This window comes from Glycomyces sp. YM15, from assembly GCF_016918015.1.
Lineage (GTDB): Bacteria > Actinomycetota > Actinomycetes > Mycobacteriales > Micromonosporaceae > Glycomyces.
The window spans coordinates 64,275-80,337 of the sequence record NZ_JAERMK010000012.1 but is presented as its reverse complement, the minus strand read 5'-3'; the positions used below and the strand labels follow the sequence as shown (position 1 = coordinate 80,337).

At 71.6% G+C, this 16,063-nt stretch carries 16 protein-coding genes; 9 read left to right on the top strand and 7 right to left on the bottom strand.

Annotated elements, in window-relative coordinates:
- Positions 1 to 14: 14 nt before the first annotated feature.
- The gene (locus tag JHY01_RS14630; RefSeq protein WP_205326397.1) at positions 15 to 737 is read right to left on the bottom strand and encodes a class I SAM-dependent methyltransferase; all 723 of its coding nucleotides are present in this window, start codon (positions 735 to 737) and stop codon (positions 15 to 17) included.
- A gap of 151 nt (positions 738 to 888) precedes the next feature.
- On the opposite strand from JHY01_RS14630, the gene JHY01_RS14625 reads away from it, so the two are divergent.
- Positions 889 to 1,161, top strand: coding sequence for an acylphosphatase (locus JHY01_RS14625; RefSeq protein WP_205326396.1), 273 nt, complete (start codon positions 889 to 891; stop codon positions 1,159 to 1,161).
- A gap of 6 nt (positions 1,162 to 1,167) precedes the next feature.
- Here the strand turns inward: JHY01_RS14625 and JHY01_RS14620 are convergent, their stop codons facing one another.
- The 3 genes from JHY01_RS14620 to JHY01_RS14610 all read right to left on the bottom strand — a co-directional run bounded on the left by JHY01_RS14620 (position 1,168) and on the right by JHY01_RS14610 (position 4,416).
- A complete protein-coding gene (locus JHY01_RS14620) occupies positions 1,168 to 1,356 on the bottom strand; it encodes a hypothetical protein (protein ID WP_205326395.1) in 189 nt (62 codons plus the stop codon).
- Positions 1,357 to 1,416: 60 nt separating this feature from the next.
- The gene (locus JHY01_RS14615) at positions 1,417 to 3,315 is read right to left on the bottom strand and encodes a hypothetical protein (protein WP_205326394.1); all 1,899 of its coding nucleotides are present in this window, start codon (positions 3,313 to 3,315) and stop codon (positions 1,417 to 1,419) included.
- A 132-nt stretch (positions 3,316 to 3,447) separates the two neighbouring features.
- Positions 3,448 to 4,416, bottom strand: coding sequence for a sulfite exporter TauE/SafE family protein (locus JHY01_RS14610; RefSeq protein WP_205326393.1), 969 nt, complete (start codon positions 4,414 to 4,416; stop codon positions 3,448 to 3,450).
- 234 nt (positions 4,417 to 4,650) lie between these two features.
- On the opposite strand from JHY01_RS14610, the gene JHY01_RS14605 reads away from it, so the two are divergent.
- The 3 genes from JHY01_RS14605 (at position 4,651) to JHY01_RS14595 (ending at position 7,409) form a co-directional block, all read left to right on the top strand.
- Positions 4,651 to 5,151, top strand: coding sequence for a DUF1269 domain-containing protein (locus JHY01_RS14605; RefSeq protein WP_205326392.1), 501 nt, complete (start codon positions 4,651 to 4,653; stop codon positions 5,149 to 5,151).
- 102 nt (positions 5,152 to 5,253) lie between these two features.
- Positions 5,254 to 6,423, top strand: coding sequence for a PP2C family protein-serine/threonine phosphatase (locus tag JHY01_RS27780; protein WP_205326391.1), 1,170 nt, complete (start codon positions 5,254 to 5,256; stop codon positions 6,421 to 6,423).
- 47 nt (positions 6,424 to 6,470) lie between these two features.
- Positions 6,471 to 7,409 (top strand): DUF4232 domain-containing protein, encoded by a 939-nt coding sequence (locus tag JHY01_RS14595; protein WP_205326390.1) that lies wholly within the window; start codon positions 6,471 to 6,473, stop codon positions 7,407 to 7,409.
- A 75-nt stretch (positions 7,410 to 7,484) separates the two neighbouring features.
- Here the strand turns inward: JHY01_RS14595 and JHY01_RS14590 are convergent, their stop codons facing one another.
- Positions 7,485 to 8,234: a copper chaperone PCu(A)C gene (locus tag JHY01_RS14590; RefSeq protein ID WP_205326389.1), complete on the bottom strand. Its 750-nt coding sequence runs from the start codon at positions 8,232 to 8,234 to the stop codon at positions 7,485 to 7,487.
- 481 nt (positions 8,235 to 8,715) lie between these two features.
- Between JHY01_RS14590 and JHY01_RS14585 the strand changes: the two genes are divergently transcribed.
- The 4 genes from JHY01_RS14585 to JHY01_RS14570 all read left to right on the top strand — a co-directional run bounded on the left by JHY01_RS14585 (position 8,716) and on the right by JHY01_RS14570 (position 11,815).
- Entirely contained in the window at positions 8,716 to 9,057 is a 342-nt protein-coding gene (locus tag JHY01_RS14585) for a hypothetical protein (protein WP_205326388.1), read from the top strand.
- Positions 9,058 to 9,158: 101 nt separating this feature from the next.
- Entirely contained in the window at positions 9,159 to 10,055 is an 897-nt protein-coding gene (locus JHY01_RS14580) for a dihydrodipicolinate synthase family protein (protein WP_205326387.1), read from the top strand.
- Positions 10,056 to 10,066: 11 nt separating this feature from the next.
- On the top strand, positions 10,067 to 11,068 hold the full coding sequence (locus JHY01_RS14575) for a proline racemase family protein (protein ID WP_205326386.1): 1,002 nt from the start codon (positions 10,067 to 10,069) through the stop codon (positions 11,066 to 11,068).
- Between the two features lie 54 nt (positions 11,069 to 11,122).
- Positions 11,123 to 11,815, top strand: a complete 693-nt coding sequence (locus tag JHY01_RS14570; RefSeq protein ID WP_205326385.1) for a GntR family transcriptional regulator — start codon at positions 11,123 to 11,125, stop codon at positions 11,813 to 11,815.
- 62 nt (positions 11,816 to 11,877) lie between these two features.
- Here the strand turns inward: JHY01_RS14570 and JHY01_RS14565 are convergent, their stop codons facing one another.
- Together JHY01_RS14565 and JHY01_RS27380 are read right to left on the bottom strand one after the other, a co-directional pair.
- The gene (locus JHY01_RS14565) at positions 11,878 to 12,171 is read right to left on the bottom strand and encodes a hypothetical protein (RefSeq protein WP_205326384.1); all 294 of its coding nucleotides are present in this window, start codon (positions 12,169 to 12,171) and stop codon (positions 11,878 to 11,880) included.
- Between the two features lie 136 nt (positions 12,172 to 12,307).
- Positions 12,308 to 14,245 carry a glycoside hydrolase family 15 protein gene (locus JHY01_RS27380; RefSeq protein WP_205326383.1) on the bottom strand — a complete coding sequence of 646 codons (1,938 nt, stop codon included), beginning with the start codon at positions 14,243 to 14,245 and terminating at the stop codon, positions 12,308 to 12,310.
- A gap of 336 nt (positions 14,246 to 14,581) precedes the next feature.
- On the opposite strand from JHY01_RS27380, the gene JHY01_RS14555 reads away from it, so the two are divergent.
- On the top strand, positions 14,582 to 16,063 hold the full coding sequence (locus tag JHY01_RS14555; RefSeq protein WP_205326382.1) for an ABC transporter substrate-binding protein: 1,482 nt from the start codon (positions 14,582 to 14,584) through the stop codon (positions 16,061 to 16,063).

Below are 16,063 nucleotides of genomic sequence, written 5' to 3'. Positions count from 1 at the left end.
GAGCCTATGCCGGGTCACTCCGGTTTGCGGGCCGAGCCGACGATGTGCGGGCTCTTGGAGACCGGGAACGGCAGGAACGCGAAGCGCTCCTCGCTCATGCCGCCGGTGTCGAACCCGGCCTCGCAGATCGCGCCGAGGGTGTCGCGGGAAAGGTGGCAGCCGCCGTTGAGGTGGGTCCAGAGCACGGCGTCGAGGACCTTCTCGGTCGCGGGGCGGGGCCGGCCCGGCGCGCCCCCCGGGGCGCAGCCCCCCCGCAGGGCCCCGCGCCGGGGTTCGTGGCCGTTCTCGGGCGCGCGCCGGCCCCGCCCCGGCGCGCCGACGTGCTCGAAGCCCCGCAGCTGACCGCCGGGTTTGAGGACTCTGGCGATCTCGGCGAGCGCGTCGGCCTGGGAGTCGACCGAGCAGAGCACGGCCGTGGCGACGACGGCGTCGAACGAGCCGGACTCGACGGGCAGGGCCTCGGCGGTGCCGCCGACGACCGTGGCCTTGAGCCCGAGTTCGCCGGCGCGGGCGCGGGCGAGGTCGCGGAAGTGCTCCTCGGGTTCGACCGCCACGAGTTCGGTCACCGCCTCCGGGTAGTGGGGGAAGTTCGCGCCGAAGCCGCAGCCGATCTCGAGGACGCGGCCTTCCAGCGGGGCCAGCAGCCTCGCCCGCTGCGCGGCGAGGCCGCGCTCCTCGAGCCGGGCGGCGGCGTCCGGGTACCAGCGGGCGAACAGTGGGCGCTTGCGACGTGCCATGGGGGTGCTCCTGTGTGGCATTGCGGCCAGGGGTGGACGGTCCTGCTTCGGAGCCTAGCGGGGACGGCGGGTTCGGGGTGGACCTCCGGTGGACCCGCGGATGGAGGTCCAGGTCACTACACTCGCGGGTGATCGGTGAAAGGGGGCGGCGGTGCTGCGGCGAAGGGTGGTCGTCGAAGGACGGGTGCAGGGCGTGTTCTTCCGGGCCGAATGCCGGCGGGAGGCGCAGTCGCTGGGGCTGGCCGGGTGGGTCCGCAACCGCGCGGACGGCACCGTCGAAGCGGTGTTCGAAGGCACTGCGGCGCAGGTCGAGGCCATGATCGCCTGGGCGGGGCACGGCCCGCCGACCGCGGTGGTGGCGCACGTCGGGGTGTTCGCGGAGGAACCGGAGGGCCTGGCCGGGTTCGAGGTCCGGGGCGGGTGACCGGGCTCAGTCCTCGTCGCTGGACGATCGAGCCAGCAGCGCCACGGCGACCACGACGGCGGCCAGCAGGATCACGGCCACGAGCAGGGTGTCGACCGCGAACAGGGCGTTGAACATCTGGGCGATGAACGGTGCCAGGATCGCCAGCAGTGCCGCCAGCGCGATCCATCGTGCGTTGCGGCGCATGAAGTCCATCGAGGCTCCTTCCGGGGTTGCCTCGAGCCTACGGGAGCGGCCTCGCGGACCGGCCGCCCCTCAGTTGGTCCGCGTGTTGGGCAGGTGGTCGCCGAGGTAGCCGATCCAGATCTTCCCGGTGGCGCCGCCGGCGTCGTCGAGGAAGTGCATGCGGGGCGCGGGCGAGCCGACCTGCTGGAGTTTGATGTGGGAGGGCATGTAGACGCGGCCTGACGGGTCGATCTCGGTGGGGACGCGGAAGACCCTGGCGCGGTGGAACTTCGGGTTTCCCGAGACCGAGTCGGACTCCTTCATGGACACCATGGTCGGGGTGATGATGGGCGCTCCGGGGAGGGGGCGGGCGCACCAGTCGTAGAAGCCGCCGGTGAAGCGGGATTCGGCGCGGGCGGCGGCGTAGGCGTCGAGGGCGCGCAGGGCGTCCCAGGTGCGGCCGGTCCAGCGGCGGCGCTGGCGCGGGTACATGACGTCGAGCCGGGACACTTCGGTGTCGAGGGCGTCGGGGAGGTCGAGGTGGCGCAGCTGTTTGCGGGCGCGCTGGACGACGTCCATGAGGCTCTCGGCCTCCCGGCAGTCGTCCTGGTCGGCTTCGCTCTGGACGCCGTAGACGGGGTCGGCGTGCTCGGCGAGGCGGCTTTCGAGCCAGCGGATGCGGTCCTGGGCTTTGCGTTCGTGCTCTTGGAGTTCGGTGTAGTCGAGTTCGAGCTGGTCGTACTGCCTGCGGAGTCGTTCGAGCTCCTGGCTGGGGGCGCGGGAGCCGAGGAGTCCGGTGGATTCGACGGCGCGGGTGAGGGCGTCGAGATGGGCGGACATGGTCTTGATGAGGCCGGTGGTCTCGGAGTCGCCGCCGCGTGCCATGTCGACGAGGGTCTCGAGGACGGCGTCGTCGAGGCGGTCGGCGAGTCTCGCGGCGATGTCGTCGGCGAGGCTCGCGGGCAGGGCGGGCGCGGGTGGCGTTTCCGGTTGCGGGGGCTCGGGTTCGGTCGTCAGTTCGGGCTGCGGTTCGGGTGTCTCGACTGCGGGTTCGGGGGCGGGTGTCCTCGGTTCGGACGGTGCGGCTGGTCTGGGTATGCGGGGTCCGCGGGGGACGGCTATCGCGGCGGGGCTGGGCGGGGCGGCGTGGAGTTCGACCGGTGGCAGTGCGCCGGAGAGTATGCGGGCGATCCTGGGTTCGGCGCGGCGTATGTCGGTGGGGAGGGGCCGGTGGACGGAGAGGTCGATGACGCCTCTGACGACGACTTCGAGTGAGCGCACGCCCTGATCGCGTATCGCGCCGCCGCCGCGGGGCTGGTGGCGCATCGGGTAGGTCTCCTCCCCCGGCCGCACGCCGGGCAGGTAGGTGCGCAGGCCGCCGCCGAAGACGCTGAGGTCGCCGCCGAGCCAGGCGTTGAGGTCGTCCTGGGTGCGGGAGTCGTAGAGGCGGGCGATGACGGCGACGCCCGCGAGCGCCTCGGCGAGGTGGTCGGCGCAGGCGGTGACGAGGTTGGGGTCGCCGCGGTCGACGGTGAGGACGATGAGGGGGACGGCGCGGTCGGGGCGGGCGAGCCAGCGGGTGAGCTCCTTGACCTCTTCGGGTCCGATGAGGTGCGGTCCGGCCTCGACGGGGACGGCCCCGTCGGTGGCGCGGCCGGTGGCGAGGAACGCGGGCATGAATCCCGGGGCGGTCACCTCGGCCGCCTCGAGCTCGCCTTCGACGGTGACGCGGACCCAGCCGGGCGCGCCTTTGTGGCCGGCGGCCCAGGTGGCGGTGGTGCGGAGCCGTCCGCCGACTGCGGGTGCGTCGTGGAGGTAGCGGCCGCAGAGGTCGTTGTCGGCGAAGGCGGTGCGCTCGCGGCCGCGGGCGTGTTCGCGGGTCGGTTCGCCGTCGTCCTCGATCCCGGCCCAGGCGGCGAAGCACCGCCGCAACCGGGGGCCGAGCCGCGGCCCGCCGTCGCGGAGCAAAGCTTGGTAGAACTGCGTCACGGCGCCTCCAACGGTCCAGCTCACGGCCACGTTGAGGCAACATGCTACTGGAAGTTCATCTTCGCGTCGTCATCCAAATCCAATAGGGACAGTTGGGTTCGCTCGGTGGGCGCGGCGAACCGCAGTCGTCGCTCAGACGGTCTCGGCGGCCGGCTCGTCGACGCGGGCGGGCGTCTGGGCACCGGACGCCTCGGGACCGGGGCGGTTCGCCTTGCCGAGGACGGGCCCGCCGACGTCGCGCTCGGCGAGGTGGCGGCGCACCGAGTAGGCGACCGCCGCGATCCAGACGACGGCGACGGCGACGGAGACCGCGACCGCGATCCCGGCGGGGGCGGCGATCCAGTCGCTGCGCAGCAGCGTGCGGGCGTTGGTCAGGATGATGACGCCGCCGACGGCCGAGCCGAGCACGCGCGGCGGGAGGTGGCGGACCAGCCAGGCCGCGATCGGCGCGGCGATGAGGCCGCCGGCCAGGAGCACGCCGACCCAGGCGAAGTCGATGCCCGCGCTGCCGATGCCGACGACGAAGCCGATCGAGGCGGCGAGCGCGACCAGGAACTCGGAGGTGTCGATGGAGCCGATGACCTTGCGGGGCTCGATGCGGCCGCTGGCGAGCAGCGCGGGCGTGCCGACCGGCCCCCAGCCGCCGCCTCCGGTGGCGTCGAGGAAGCCGCCGACGAGGCCGAGCGGGGTCAGGAACCGCTTGCGGAGGGGCTTGCCGAGGTGCTTGCCGTCGAGGCCGCGCAGGGTGAAGCGGATGAGCAGGTAGAGGCCGAGGGAGAGCAGGATGATCGACATGACCGGGGCGGCGACCTCGGTGGCGAGCCGCGACAGGACGGTGGCGCCCGCGAAGGCGCCGACGGCGCCGGGGAGGCCTATCTTGAGAACGACCTTCCAGTCGACGTTGCCGAAGCGCCAGTGCGAGGCGCCGGAGGCGAGGGTCGTGCCGATCTCGGCGAGGTGCACGGTGGCCGATGCGGCGGCGGGGTTGGCGCCGATGGCGAGGAGGAGCGTGGTCGAGGTGACGCCGTAGGCCATGCCGAGGCTGCCGTCGACGAGTTGGGCGGCCAGGCCGACGAGTCCGAGCATGACGAGGGTGCGCACGAGGAAGCCTTCCGGGTGATGACCGAAGCAGTAACTCTACTAATTCTATGGGAAATATAGATTCATGGGCCGTCGAGCGTCAACCTCGGGTCCCGTCAGTCGGGATCGCCCAGGTCGGGCACGAGCAACCATCACGCATACCGGAGTTTGCCCGTCATTTGCCCGCGAACATGCACGAACAGGGACACAATCGGGCGAGACGCCGCCGACGGCGGCCCGCAGAGAGGAAGACGCATGAGCAAACTCATCGCCGTGGCCTATCCCGACGTCCCCACCGCGCAGACGGTCCTGGCCAAGCTCGCCGACATGCAGAAACGCGAACTCATCAAACTCGACGACGCCGTGGTCGTCGAACGGCGCGACGACGGCAAGGTCAAACTCCACCAGTCGACCTCGCTGGTCGGCGTCAGCGCGACCGGCGGCGCGCTGTGGGGCGGACTCATCGGCCTGCTGTTCTTCGCACCGCTGCTCGGCATGGCCGTCGGCGCGGCCGCGGGGGCCGCGGGCGGGGCCATGACCGACGTCGGCGTCGACGACTCCTTCATGAAGGACCTCGGCAAGGAGCTCAGCCCGGGCAGCGCCGCGCTCGTGGTCCTCGTCCGCACCATGACCGAGGACAAGGTCCTCGAAGAGCTCGGCGGCCAGTACCAGGGCAAACTCCTCCAGACGAACCTCTCGTCCGAAGAGGAGGAGCGGCTGCGCGGGCACATCGCCGCCGCCACGGCCAGGGCCTAGCACCCGCGAGGCGTGCCCGCGGCGACTCCCAGCGCCGCGAGCACGCCTCTTGTTTTGCCTGTTCATCGCCCCTTCGATCCCCGATCCGCATACGCTCTCCCCGTGGACGGGACCAAACGAGCGGCCGCTGACATGCAGGGGTACTTCAGGTCCTATGCGCTGTCGAAGAACCCCTGGCACCGCATCGCCGCAGGCGAACCCGGCACGGTCCTCCTCCTGCGACTCATGCCGTTCCTCCTCATCGCCGTCACCATCCCCATCGCGCTCATCGACGACGAGGCCGCCGAGTACACCGACTACGCGGTGATCCTCCTGCCGGCCTTCACCGCGCTCGTCAACGGGCCCTTGGTCACCGCCGGCGCCACGCTCGTCGTCGCCGCCGTCGTCAGCTCCGGGCAGTACGCCCTCGGGCTCCTCCCCTACCCCGAGTCCGCCTGGAGCGACCTGCCGCCCGTCGTCATCATCGGCGCGCTGTGCACGGCCCTCTCCTGGATCAGGAACCGCATGGTCAACCGCCTGATCTCGATGACGCTCGTCGCCGAGGCCGTCCAGACCGCGATCCTGCCCGAACTGCCCGCGCACATCGGCGGCGCGCGGGTCGCCGTCGCCTACCGGACGCACGACAGCCCCGGCCTGGTCGGCGGCGACTTCTACGACGTGCAGGAGACCGATCTCGGCATCCGCGCCGTCGTCGGCGACGTCCAAGGCCACGACCTCGCCACCGTCCAGCTCACCGAGGCGCTCCTGGGCACCTTCCGCGAACGATCGCTCGACGACCCCGACCTGCGGACGCTCGCCGCCCGGATGGAGCGGCGCGTGCGCATGCACAACCGCGGCCGCGGCGAATTGGACCAGTCCTACGCCACCGCCGCGTTCGTCGAGATCACGCCCCGCTTCGACACCATCAGGGTCCTGCTGTGCGGGCACCCCGCGCCGCTGCTCGTGCGCGGATCGGCGCAGCCGCTCTCCGTGCGGCCCATGCCGCCCCTCGGGCTCGCCGACTTCGGGCTCCAGGTCAGCGAGATCCGCGAAGCCACGCTCATGCCCGGCGACCTCGTCGTGGTCTTCTCCGACGGCCTCATCGAAGGCCGCAACGCCGCCGGAGAGACGTTCCCGGTGATCGAGCGGCTCAACGCGCACGTCACCTCGGGCATCCGCGACCCCGACCGCCTCCACCGCAAGCTCAAAGCCGACTTCCAGGGCGGCGGCTACGAGCGCACGGACGACCTGACCGTGCTGATCATTCAGACACCCGGTGCAACCTCGCGATAGGCCCTCCGCGTCAGGCATTGCGGAACCCCCACAGTGAAGGACACCGCATGCGACACACCTCCCGGCCCCTGGCGCTGATCGCCGCCGTCCTCGCCTTCGCGGCCTCCGGGTGCGGCTTCGGCAGCGGGGACGAGCCCGCCGCGGCGACCTCCACGGCGTGCGACGACCACGGCATCCAGATGTCGCTCACGCCGACCGGCATCGTCGGCGACCGCACCTTCATGGCGATCGGCCTGGTCAACTGCGGCGAGGAGCCGCTGCTGCTCGACAGCATGCCGCAGGTCGGCGTCTTCGGCGGGAACGTCGTCGCGCCCCGCGACCTGAACGCCCCCGAATCGGTCACGGTCGACCCCGGGCAGGGCGCGATCGCGCCCCTGTCGTGGACTCCGGCGACCGGGGGCGGTGAGACGGTCGAAGTGGACCGGTTCCTCGTCAACGCGCTGCCGGTGTACGCCGAGTACGAGCTCGAGCTGGCCGAGCCGATCGAACTCGGCGCCGAGCACGTGCTCGACCTCGGGGCCTGGCAGCTCTCCGGCGTACCCGCGGCCCAGCCCGCCGAGCCGGTGCAACCGGCCACCGACCGGCCGGAGGAGCCCGACTGCCCCGAAGAGGGTTTCCACGTCACCGTCACCCAGGGCAGCGCCGCCATGGGCGTGCGCTCCTCCGGGATCGAGCTCCTCAACTGCGGCACCGCGGACATCGAGGTCAACGGGTACCCGGTGATCGAGTTCCCCGGGGTCGACGTCGCGGTCCGGCACGGGTCGGACACGCTCCAGGACCCCGGGCCCGCGCCGATCACCCTCGCGCCCGGGGACACCGCGAGCGCGGGCATGCTGTGGACCAACAGGGTCGAGGCGGGCGACGTCGTGAACGCGACCGAGATCAGCGTCGGCTACGCCGAAGGCTCCCCGATGGAGACCGTCACGCCGGAGGCCTCGATCGACCTCGGCACCACGCGCCAGATCGAAGTCACCGCCTGGCGGTAGTCCGAGGACCGCAATGCGAACGGCGGCGGCGCATCGCCGCCGCCGTTGCTCGGTTCCCGTTTCGACGGTGCCGCGCTATTCGGCGCCTTCCTCGTGCCGCGGCTCGAAGTACGAGCGCGACGGGGCCTCTTCCGGGACGCCCATCGGCAGGTCCACGGTGACCGCCTCCCCGTTCGAGAAGACGAACGTGAGCTCGACGGTCGCGCCCATGGCAAGGTCCTCCTGCAACCCGTCCAGCACCAGGAAGGAGCCGGTCGTCGGCGCCAGGCGCACGTACGAGCCCGGGGCGATCTCGATCTCGAAGTCGCGCGTGCCCTCCAGTTCCGCGACGGGCCCTTCGCCTTCCGCGGGCTTCGACGTCGCGGCGTCGGCGGTCGGCGAGGCATCGGCCCCGGGGCTCTCGGTGGCGTCGGCGGTCGGCGACGCATCGGTCTCCGGAGTGGTCGACTCGTCCGCGGTAGGCGTCGGCTCGTCCGCCCCGGGCGTCTCCCCCGGGACGACCATCTCGGTCACGAGGATGACGGACTCGGCGGCCGAGCTCGTCACCGCCTCGAGGACCACGGGCTCGTCGCCGAGGTTGTCGATCCAGACCCGCAGCGGGGCCTGCCCGCCCTCAGGGTAGAAGCCCTGTTGGCCGAAGTCCACCTGCAGGTCGCGCAGGGCCAGCGCCCCCGCGTCCACATTGACGCCGGAGACCGCCGGCGCCATCTCGCTGGTCTGGGCGGTCCTGCTCGCCCCGCACCCGGCCAGGGCCACGCCCACCACCGTCAGGGCCGCGGCCCAGCGGACCCCGGCCGACACCGCGCTCGCTTCTCGTCTCTCCACAAGCGCCACCTTAGGCGCGAGAGGGCCCCGCTCCCGGCCGCGACATACCGGGCGTCGCGCTCGGGTTCGTGGTGGCCCGGTTCCCGGCGGAGCGACCGCTGCGCGATGCGACGCGCGGACGCGAAGTCGACATGGGCGAGGGTTTCGGGGCCCCGGACCCGGCGCCGTCGGAGGAACGGGGTGCGCGGATGATCGCCGACGTCATGCAGCGCGAACGCGCGACGGTCTGCACCGAGGTGTCCCGGGCGACCGACGGTCTGCTCGACCGGTCGGACGCGTGCGCGCTGCGCCAGGTCTATGTGCCGCAGCGGGCCGGAGCGGAAGCGACGGTGCGCAAGATCGTCGCCGTCCACCCGGTCCCGCCGGAGGTGCTCACTCCGGCGTCCACCCAGGCGGTGCGAGCCGGGCTCCTGTCCGTCGAAAAGGGACGACTCACGCCGACCGCCCAGGGCAGGCGGCATTCAAGCGGTTCATCGCGGCCTTGCGCCACCGGCTCGACATGCGCCTGGACGACTGGGACCTCGCCGAACCTGGGGACCGCAAGGTCTTCGGCAAGGCGGTCACCCGCATCGCCCCGGCGATCACCGCGGAAGTGGTCCAGGAACGGCAGCCTCCGCTGCGGCGCGGCCCTGAACGGGCGGCGCGTCGCGCTCAGCCGGATGCCCGCACCGCGCTCCCGGTACCAGGTTTCAACGCGTTGCGCGGCTTCGAACTCGCCGTCGACGCGGCGCTCGATCAGGGCCGCGGCGCCGAGCTTCGCGCACTGGTCCGCGGTGTGTCACTCCCGGAGTGCGCGGGCCCCTCCCTCTCCTATAGTATGTGACATATTACTGTTCGGTGAACGGCCGCTGCCGCTGCTGCTTCCAGGTCGCCCCAGGCGGCTCCCGCAGTACCATGTCACACGTCATCGAGATTGGAAGCCCCATGTCGGCACCCGAATCGCGCCCCTGGCGCGGCGTCCTCGTCGCCACCGCCCTGCCGTTCAACGAGGACCGCACGGTCGATTTCCCGGCCTTCGGCGAGCACTGCGCCTGGCTGGTGGCGAACGGCTGCGACGGCGTCACCCCGAACGGCTCCCTCGGTGAGTACCAGACCCTCACCGAGACCGAGCGATCCGAGGTCGTCGCCACGGCCGTCGCGGCGATCGGCGGCGAGCGCGTCATGCCCGGCGTCGCCGCCTATGGCGCCGTCGAGGCCCGCCGCTGGGCCGAGCAGGCGCGCGACGCCGGGTGCGGCGCCGTCATGCTGCTGCCGCCCAACGCCTACCGGGCCGACGAGCGCTCGGTGATCGCCCACTACGAGGAGGTCGCGAAGGCCGGCCTGCCGGTCGTCGCCTACAACAACCCGATCGACACCAAGGTCGACCTCACTCCAGAACTGCTGGCGAAGCTCCACGCCGAAGGACTCATCCACGCCGTCAAGGAGTTCTCCGGCGACGTGCGGCGCGCCTACCGCATCGCCGAGCTCGCCCCCGGCCTCGACCTGCTGGTGGGAGCCGACGACGTGCTGCTCGAACTCGCCGTCGCGGGCGCCGTCGGCTGGATCTCGGGCTACCCCAACGCACTGCCGAAGTCCACGGTGGAGCTGTACCGGGCGGCCGTCGCGGGCGACCTCGAAACGGCCCTGCCGCTGTACCGGCAGCTTCACCCGCTGCTGCGCTGGGACTCGAAAGTGGAGTTCGTGCAGGCCATCAAGCTCTCGATGGACATCGTCGGCCGCAAGGGCGGCCGGTGCCGCCTCCCCCGCGTGCCGCTCCTGCCCGAGCAGGCCGCCGAGGTCCGCACCGCCACCGAGCAGGCCCTCGCGGCCGGGCTCGCCTAGGAGGACCACCGATGCGCGGCAGACTCGTGCTCCAGACCGTCGAATCGCACACCGAGGGCATGCCCACCCGGGTCGTGACCGGTGGTGTCGGCGCCATCCCCGGGTCGACGATGATGGAGCGGCGGGAGCACTTCCGCGACCACTCGGACCATGTGCGCGGGTTCCTGATGAACGAGCCGCGCGGCCATGCCGCCATGAGCGGGGCGATCCTCCAGCCGCCGACCCGCCCGGACGCGGACTGGGGCGTGCTGTTCATCGAGGTCTCGGGCTACCTCCCGATGTGCGGGCACGGCACGATCGGCGTGGCCACGGTGCTCGTCGAGACGGGGATGGTGCCGGTGACGGAGCCGTGGACCACGGTCCGCCTCGACACCCCGGCCGGCCTGGTGCAAGTCGAGGTGCGGGTCGAGGACGGCGCGGCCAAGGCCGTCACGCTGGTGAACGTCCCGGCGTTCTCGGTCGGGCTCGACCGCACCGCGACCCTCGAAGACGGCCGGGAGATCCGCTACGACTTGGCCTTCGGCGGGAACTTCTACGCGTTCGTCGACCTCGACGACCTCGGCCTGCCGTTCGACCGGGCCGCCGGGAACGAACTCATCGCCGCCGGGCTCGACATCATGGCGGCGGTGAACGCCGCGGCGGAGCCGGTGCACCCGCTCGAGCCGTCCATCCGGGGCCTCCACCACGTCTACCTGACCGCGCCCGGATCGGACGCGAAGCACTCCAGGCACGCCATGGCGATCCACCCCGGCTGGTTCGACCGCTCCCCTTGCGGCACGGGCACCTCCGCTCGCATGGCCCAGCTGCACGCCCGCGGCCTCCTCGGGCTCGAGGAGGACTTCGTCAACGAGTCGTTCATCGGCTCGCGGTTCACCGGCCGCCTCGTCGGCGAGACCGAGGTCGACGGCCTCCCGGCTGTCATCCCGTCCGTCACCGGCCGCGCCTGGATAACCGGTACCGCCCAGTACACGCTCGACCCCGACGACCCCTTCCCCAGCGGGTTCATCCTCTGAGCCTTCCCGCATACTGTGACGCGCCACGTGTGACACACCACTGAGGAGGTCCTGATGCCAGCTCGAGCCGGAGCCGCGCAGGCCGTCGCGATGTCCCTGCCCGAGATGGGCGGGCGCCGCGCCAGCTACCGGGAGCGCATCGGCGAGGCCCTCCGGGCCGCCGTCATCACCGGGGAGCTCGCCCCGGGCAAGGTCTACTCGGTGCCCGTCCTGGCCGAGCAGTTCGGGGTCTCCGCCACTCCCGTGCGCGAGGCGATGCTCGACCTCGTCAAGGAAGCGCTCGTCGAACCCGTGCCCAACAAGGGGTTCCGGGTCAAGGTCGTCTCCGAATCGCAGCTCGACGAGTACACGAAACTGCGTGAGCTCATCGAGATCCCGACGACCGTGGCACTCGCGACGACCGCGGACCCGGCCGACATCGAAGCGCTGCGCCCCCTCGCCCAGGCCATCGTCGACGCCGCCGCCGAAGAGGACCTCATCGCCTATGTCGAGGCCGACATGCGCTTCCACCTCGAGATGCTCGCGCTCTCCGGCAACGCCACGCTCGTCGAGACCGTCCGCAACCTGCGCCAGCGCTCACGCCTGTACGGCCTGACCGCCCTCATGGAACTGGGCGAACTGGAGGAGTCGGCCGGGGAGCACCTGGAGATCCTGCACGGCCTCCTCACCCGCGACCCCGAGTACGTGCGCCAGGTGATGGAGCTGCACCTCAGCCACGTTCGCGGCTCCTGGGCCCAGCCCACCTGACACCGGACGACGCGAAGCGGCCGTGAGCGCGACGCCCACGGCCGCTTCCTCCTGCGTCCGGGTCAGTGGTCGTCCCAGTGGCCGGCATGGGCCGCGTGGCGGTGCCCGTCGTGCACGTAGTCGCTGTGGTCGCCGTGGGCGACCGCGACATGCCCGCAGTCCTCACCGTGCTCGTGGGCGTGCCCTTCGTGGACATGATGGCCCTGCGGCTCGCATTCGTCGACGTGGTCGCCGTGCACCCGGTGCAGGTGACCGTCGTGGGCGTAATCGGTGTGGTCGCCGTGCAGCACCGCGGTGTGGCCGCAGTCCCTGCCGTGTTCGTGCGCGTGCCCGGCGTGTTCCATGTGTGCGGCCATGTCGCCGCCCTCCTCAGTCTTTCCCCGTTGCGAGCCGGCGCGTAGGCGCGGCTCCACGTCACCGTAGCGTCGCCGCACGACCCGTTTGAGGGCTTTTCGTGATCCGGTGCGACGGTTTCCCGACGGGCGCGGCCGGTCAGCGGCGTTCGGCGTCGCGGATCGCCGCCGCGGCGTTGATGAGGCCGATGTGGCTGAACGCCTGCGGGTAGTTGCCGAGCATCGCACCGGAGTCGGCGTCGATCTCCTCCGACATGAGACCGAGGTCGTTCGCGCAGGCCGCGGCCTCCTCGAGCACGTCTCGGGCCCGCTCGACCCGTCCGGTCAGGGCCAGTGCCTGCGCGAGCCAGAACGTGCAGATGATGAACGCGCCCTCGTCGCCTTCGAGCCCGTCGGTCCCCGATTCGTAGCGGCGCACCAGGCCCTGCCGGGCGCGAAGCCGCTCCGCGATGACATCGACCGTGGAGACGACGCGAGGGTCGTCGCCGGGCAGGAACCCGACGGCGGGCAGCAGGAGGACGGCCGCGTCGAGGTCGTCGCCGTCGAACGCCGCGCCGAAGGCGCCGATGGCCGGTTTCCAGGCGTACTCCTCGATGGCCTCGCGGATGCGGTCGCGCGCGGCCGCCCAGCCCGGGGCCAGCTTCACCGGGTTGAAGTCCTCAGGGGTGAGTTCCTGGCCACTGAGGACGTCTCGGCCGAACGTCATGGCCTCGCGTTGTTCAACCTCGATGAGTTCGGCGTGTTTGACGGCGCGGTCGAGCGCGACCCAGCACATGAGTTTGGAGTAGGTGTAGTGGCGGGGGGCGCCGCGCGACTCCCAGATGCCGTGGTCGGGCCGTCCCCAATGGTCCGCGGCCGCGTCGGCGACGCCGGTGAGGAAGCGGCGCGATGCCGCGTCGAGGTGGGTCAGGTGGGGGCGCAGCTGCCAGGCCGCGTCGAGGAATTCGCCGTAGACGTCGAGCTGCGGCTGCTGCCAGGCGGCGTTGCCCACGCGCACGGGACGCGAACCGCGCCAACCCGACAGATGGGTGAGTTCTCTTTCGGACAGGTCGTGTTCGCCGCCGACGCCGAACATGATCTGGAGCGGGTTCTCGGGGTGGTAGTGGGCGGCGGCACGGGTGATGAACTCGAAGAACTGGATCGCTTCCTCGGTGGATCCGGCGGCGGCCAGCGCCTGCACGGTGAAGCTGGCGTCGCGGATCCACGAGAAGCGGTAGTCCCAGTTGCGGCCCGCGCCGACGGCTTCGGGCAGGGAGGTGGTGGGGGCGGCGACGATGGCGCCGGTGGGTTGGTAGCGGAGGGCTTCGAGGACGAGGATGGAGCGCCGCACGAGGTGGGGCAGGGGTCCGTCCCAGGTGGGATGGGCGTCGCTCCAGCGCTGCCAGCCCTGGATGGTCTCTTCGAGTGCGACGTCGATGGCTTCGGGTGTCCAGGTCGCGGGTGGTTCGTCGGCGAGTCCGGCGGACTGGGTCACGAAGCGGAGCTTCTCGCCTTCGTCGAGGGTGATGCGGACGGTGGCGGCGGCGTCGCTGAATTCGAGGTCGATGGGGCAGGTGAGGACGAAGCGGACGGGCCCGCCCGTCGCCAGGACACCTCCGGGGATGGTGGTGAAGATGGGTTTGACGAGGCCGAATTCGGGTCGGGGCTTGAATTCGAAGTCGATCTCGATGCGCCCTGCGGTGCATTCGAGGACGCGGATCGTGGCCCTGGGGGCGCGGGAGGCGAGCCTGAGCCGCACGCCGGTCTCGGCCTCGGTCGAGGGGCCGATGGCGAAGGTGTCGATGAGGTGGGCGGTGCCGGTGTCGGTGGTGAAGACGGTGCGAAGGACCAAGGTGTCGCCGACATAGGAGCGTTCGCTGGTGAAGGGGCCGGACGGGCGGATCGACCAGTGGCCGGCGTCGGGGTCCAGGAGGCGGCCGTAGACGGCCGGGCTGTCGAAGCGGGGGCGGCAGAACCAGTCGATGGATCCCTCGGAGGAGACGAGGGCGGCGCAGCGGCGGTCGGAGAGGAGGGCGTAGTCCTCGATCGGGCGGTAGCGGGCGTGCGCGCCCGTCTCGGCGTCGTCCTGGTGGTGCATGATGCGGCTCCTCGCCATTGGCGCTGGCGGCATTGTATGGCGCGCTTCTTGTGTCCCGATGGCTTTCGGCGCCATCCCGCTCAGCGCGGTCTTCTACAGCGCGGCCCTTTGCAGCGCCGTCCTTTGCAGGGCCCTCCTTTGCAGGGCCGTCCGTTCGGTGCCATATGCCGCGCGACATATGACATTCCACCGGCTGGTGGCATTGGGCGGCGACGGGGGCGGCGGGTTCCGGGGTTGTGACCCGGGGCAAGTCCCATGACGCTAGAAATGAATACGGTTTTCATTTGTATATGGTTCCGAGGCGTACCGTCCGAACCTCCCCCTTGGAGTCCTCCCTTGCCTGTCTCCCGCCGTTCACTCCTCGCGGCCGCCTCCGCCGCCCCGGTCCTCGGCCTGGCCGCCTGCTTCTCCGAAGGCTCGGAGGGGGCAGCGGCGTCCGGGCGGGTCCGGGTCGCGCACATGCAGCCGCCCCGTTCAGGGCTCTCACCACTGACCGACGACGCGTTCAAGCTCTCCCGCTGGGCCACCGCCGAGACCCTTGTCGTGCTCGACGGCGACGGCAACGCACTTCCATGGCTCGCCACCGAGTGGGTCCAGGACGGCAAGACCTGGACCTTCACGCTGCGCGAGGACGTGGTCTTCCACGACGGCACCGCGTTCACGGCCGAAGCCGTCGCCAATGCGCTCACCGTCGCCTCGCAGGCGGCGCCGAAACCCCGCATCCTCGACGGCGTCGAGCTCACTGTGGAGACCGCGGGCAACACGGTCGCCGTCACCACCGGAGACACCGACCCGCTGCTCCCCCACCGGCTGTCCTCGCCACAGCTCTCGATCCTCGCGGCGAAGGCCTACCGCGACGGGATCGTCGACCCGGTGGGCGCGGGCACCGGCGCGTTCGTCCTCACCGCGGTCGACGGCACCTCCTCGGCTTCCCTCGACCGCAACGAGGACTGGTGGGGCGGCGAGGTGCTGGCCGCCGGCATCGACGCGTCGTTCGTGCCCGACGGCACCGCCCGGGCCGGGAAGCTCCGCGCGGGCGAGGCCGACATCGTCGAGTCCATCCCGGTCTCCCAGGCCGGCCTGCTCGAGCCGGACCAGATCACCGAAGTGCCCATGCCCCGCACCTGCACGCTCTACCTCAACTGCACGACCGGGCCGTTCGCCGACCCGGCCATGCGGGCCGCCGTCCGCGAGGCGATCGATGCCGCCACCATCGTGGACGGGGTCTACGACGGCCGCGCCGACCTCGCCGAGGGCCTGCTCGGCCCGGCGATCCCGTGGGCCGCCGAACGCCCCGGCCGCACCGAGCCCGCCACCGCCGCGGATCCCGCCGGGACCACGATCACGTTGGGCACCTTCACGGACCGGGCTGAGCTGCCCGAGGTCGCACAGGTCCTCCAGCAGCAGTTGCAGGACGCCGGATTCACCGTCGCGCTCGACATCCGCGAGTACGCGAACATCGAGGCCGACGCGCTCGACGGCGCGTTCGACGCGTTCCTGCTCTCGCGCGCCACCGTCCTCGACTCCGGCGACCCGGTCGCGTACATGTTCTCCGACTTCGCTTCCGAGGGCTCGTTCAACCTCTCCCAGTTCGCCGACGACGGCGTGGACGCGGCCCTCGACACCGCGTCCGCGACCCCGCCCGGCGAGGAGCGGCGCGCGGCCGTCCTCGCGGCCGAGACGGCCATCCTCAACGCCGACGCGGCGATCCCGCTCCTGCACGAGCGGGTCATCCAGGGCGACGCGGCAGGCGTGACCGGGTCCATCAAGGACCCCCGTGAGCGCGAACTCGTCGGCCCCGAAACCAGCGTGGCGTAG

Bases quoted from the DNA above. Each gene is read 5' to 3' on its own strand.
- JHY01_RS14630 (WP_205326397.1), bottom strand. From the start codon at position 737: ATGGCACGTCGCAAGCGCCCACTGTTCGCCCGCTGGTACCCGGACGCC.
- JHY01_RS14620 (WP_205326395.1), bottom strand. From the start codon at position 1,356: ATGGACTTCATGCGCCGCAACGCACGATGGATCGCGCTGGCGGCACTG.
- JHY01_RS14605 (WP_205326392.1), top strand. From the start codon at position 4,651: ATGAGCAAACTCATCGCCGTGGCCTATCCCGACGTCCCCACCGCGCAG.
- JHY01_RS14595 (WP_205326390.1), top strand. From the start codon at position 6,471: ATGCGACACACCTCCCGGCCCCTGGCGCTGATCGCCGCCGTCCTCGCC.
- JHY01_RS14580 (WP_205326387.1), top strand. From the start codon at position 9,159: ATGTCGGCACCCGAATCGCGCCCCTGGCGCGGCGTCCTCGTCGCCACC.
- JHY01_RS14575 (WP_205326386.1), top strand. From the start codon at position 10,067: ATGCGCGGCAGACTCGTGCTCCAGACCGTCGAATCGCACACCGAGGGC.
- JHY01_RS14570 (WP_205326385.1), top strand. From the start codon at position 11,123: ATGCCAGCTCGAGCCGGAGCCGCGCAGGCCGTCGCGATGTCCCTGCCC.
- JHY01_RS14565 (WP_205326384.1), bottom strand. From the start codon at position 12,171: ATGGCCGCACACATGGAACACGCCGGGCACGCGCACGAACACGGCAGG.
- JHY01_RS27380 (WP_205326383.1), bottom strand. From the start codon at position 14,245: ATGCACCACCAGGACGACGCCGAGACGGGCGCGCACGCCCGCTACCGC.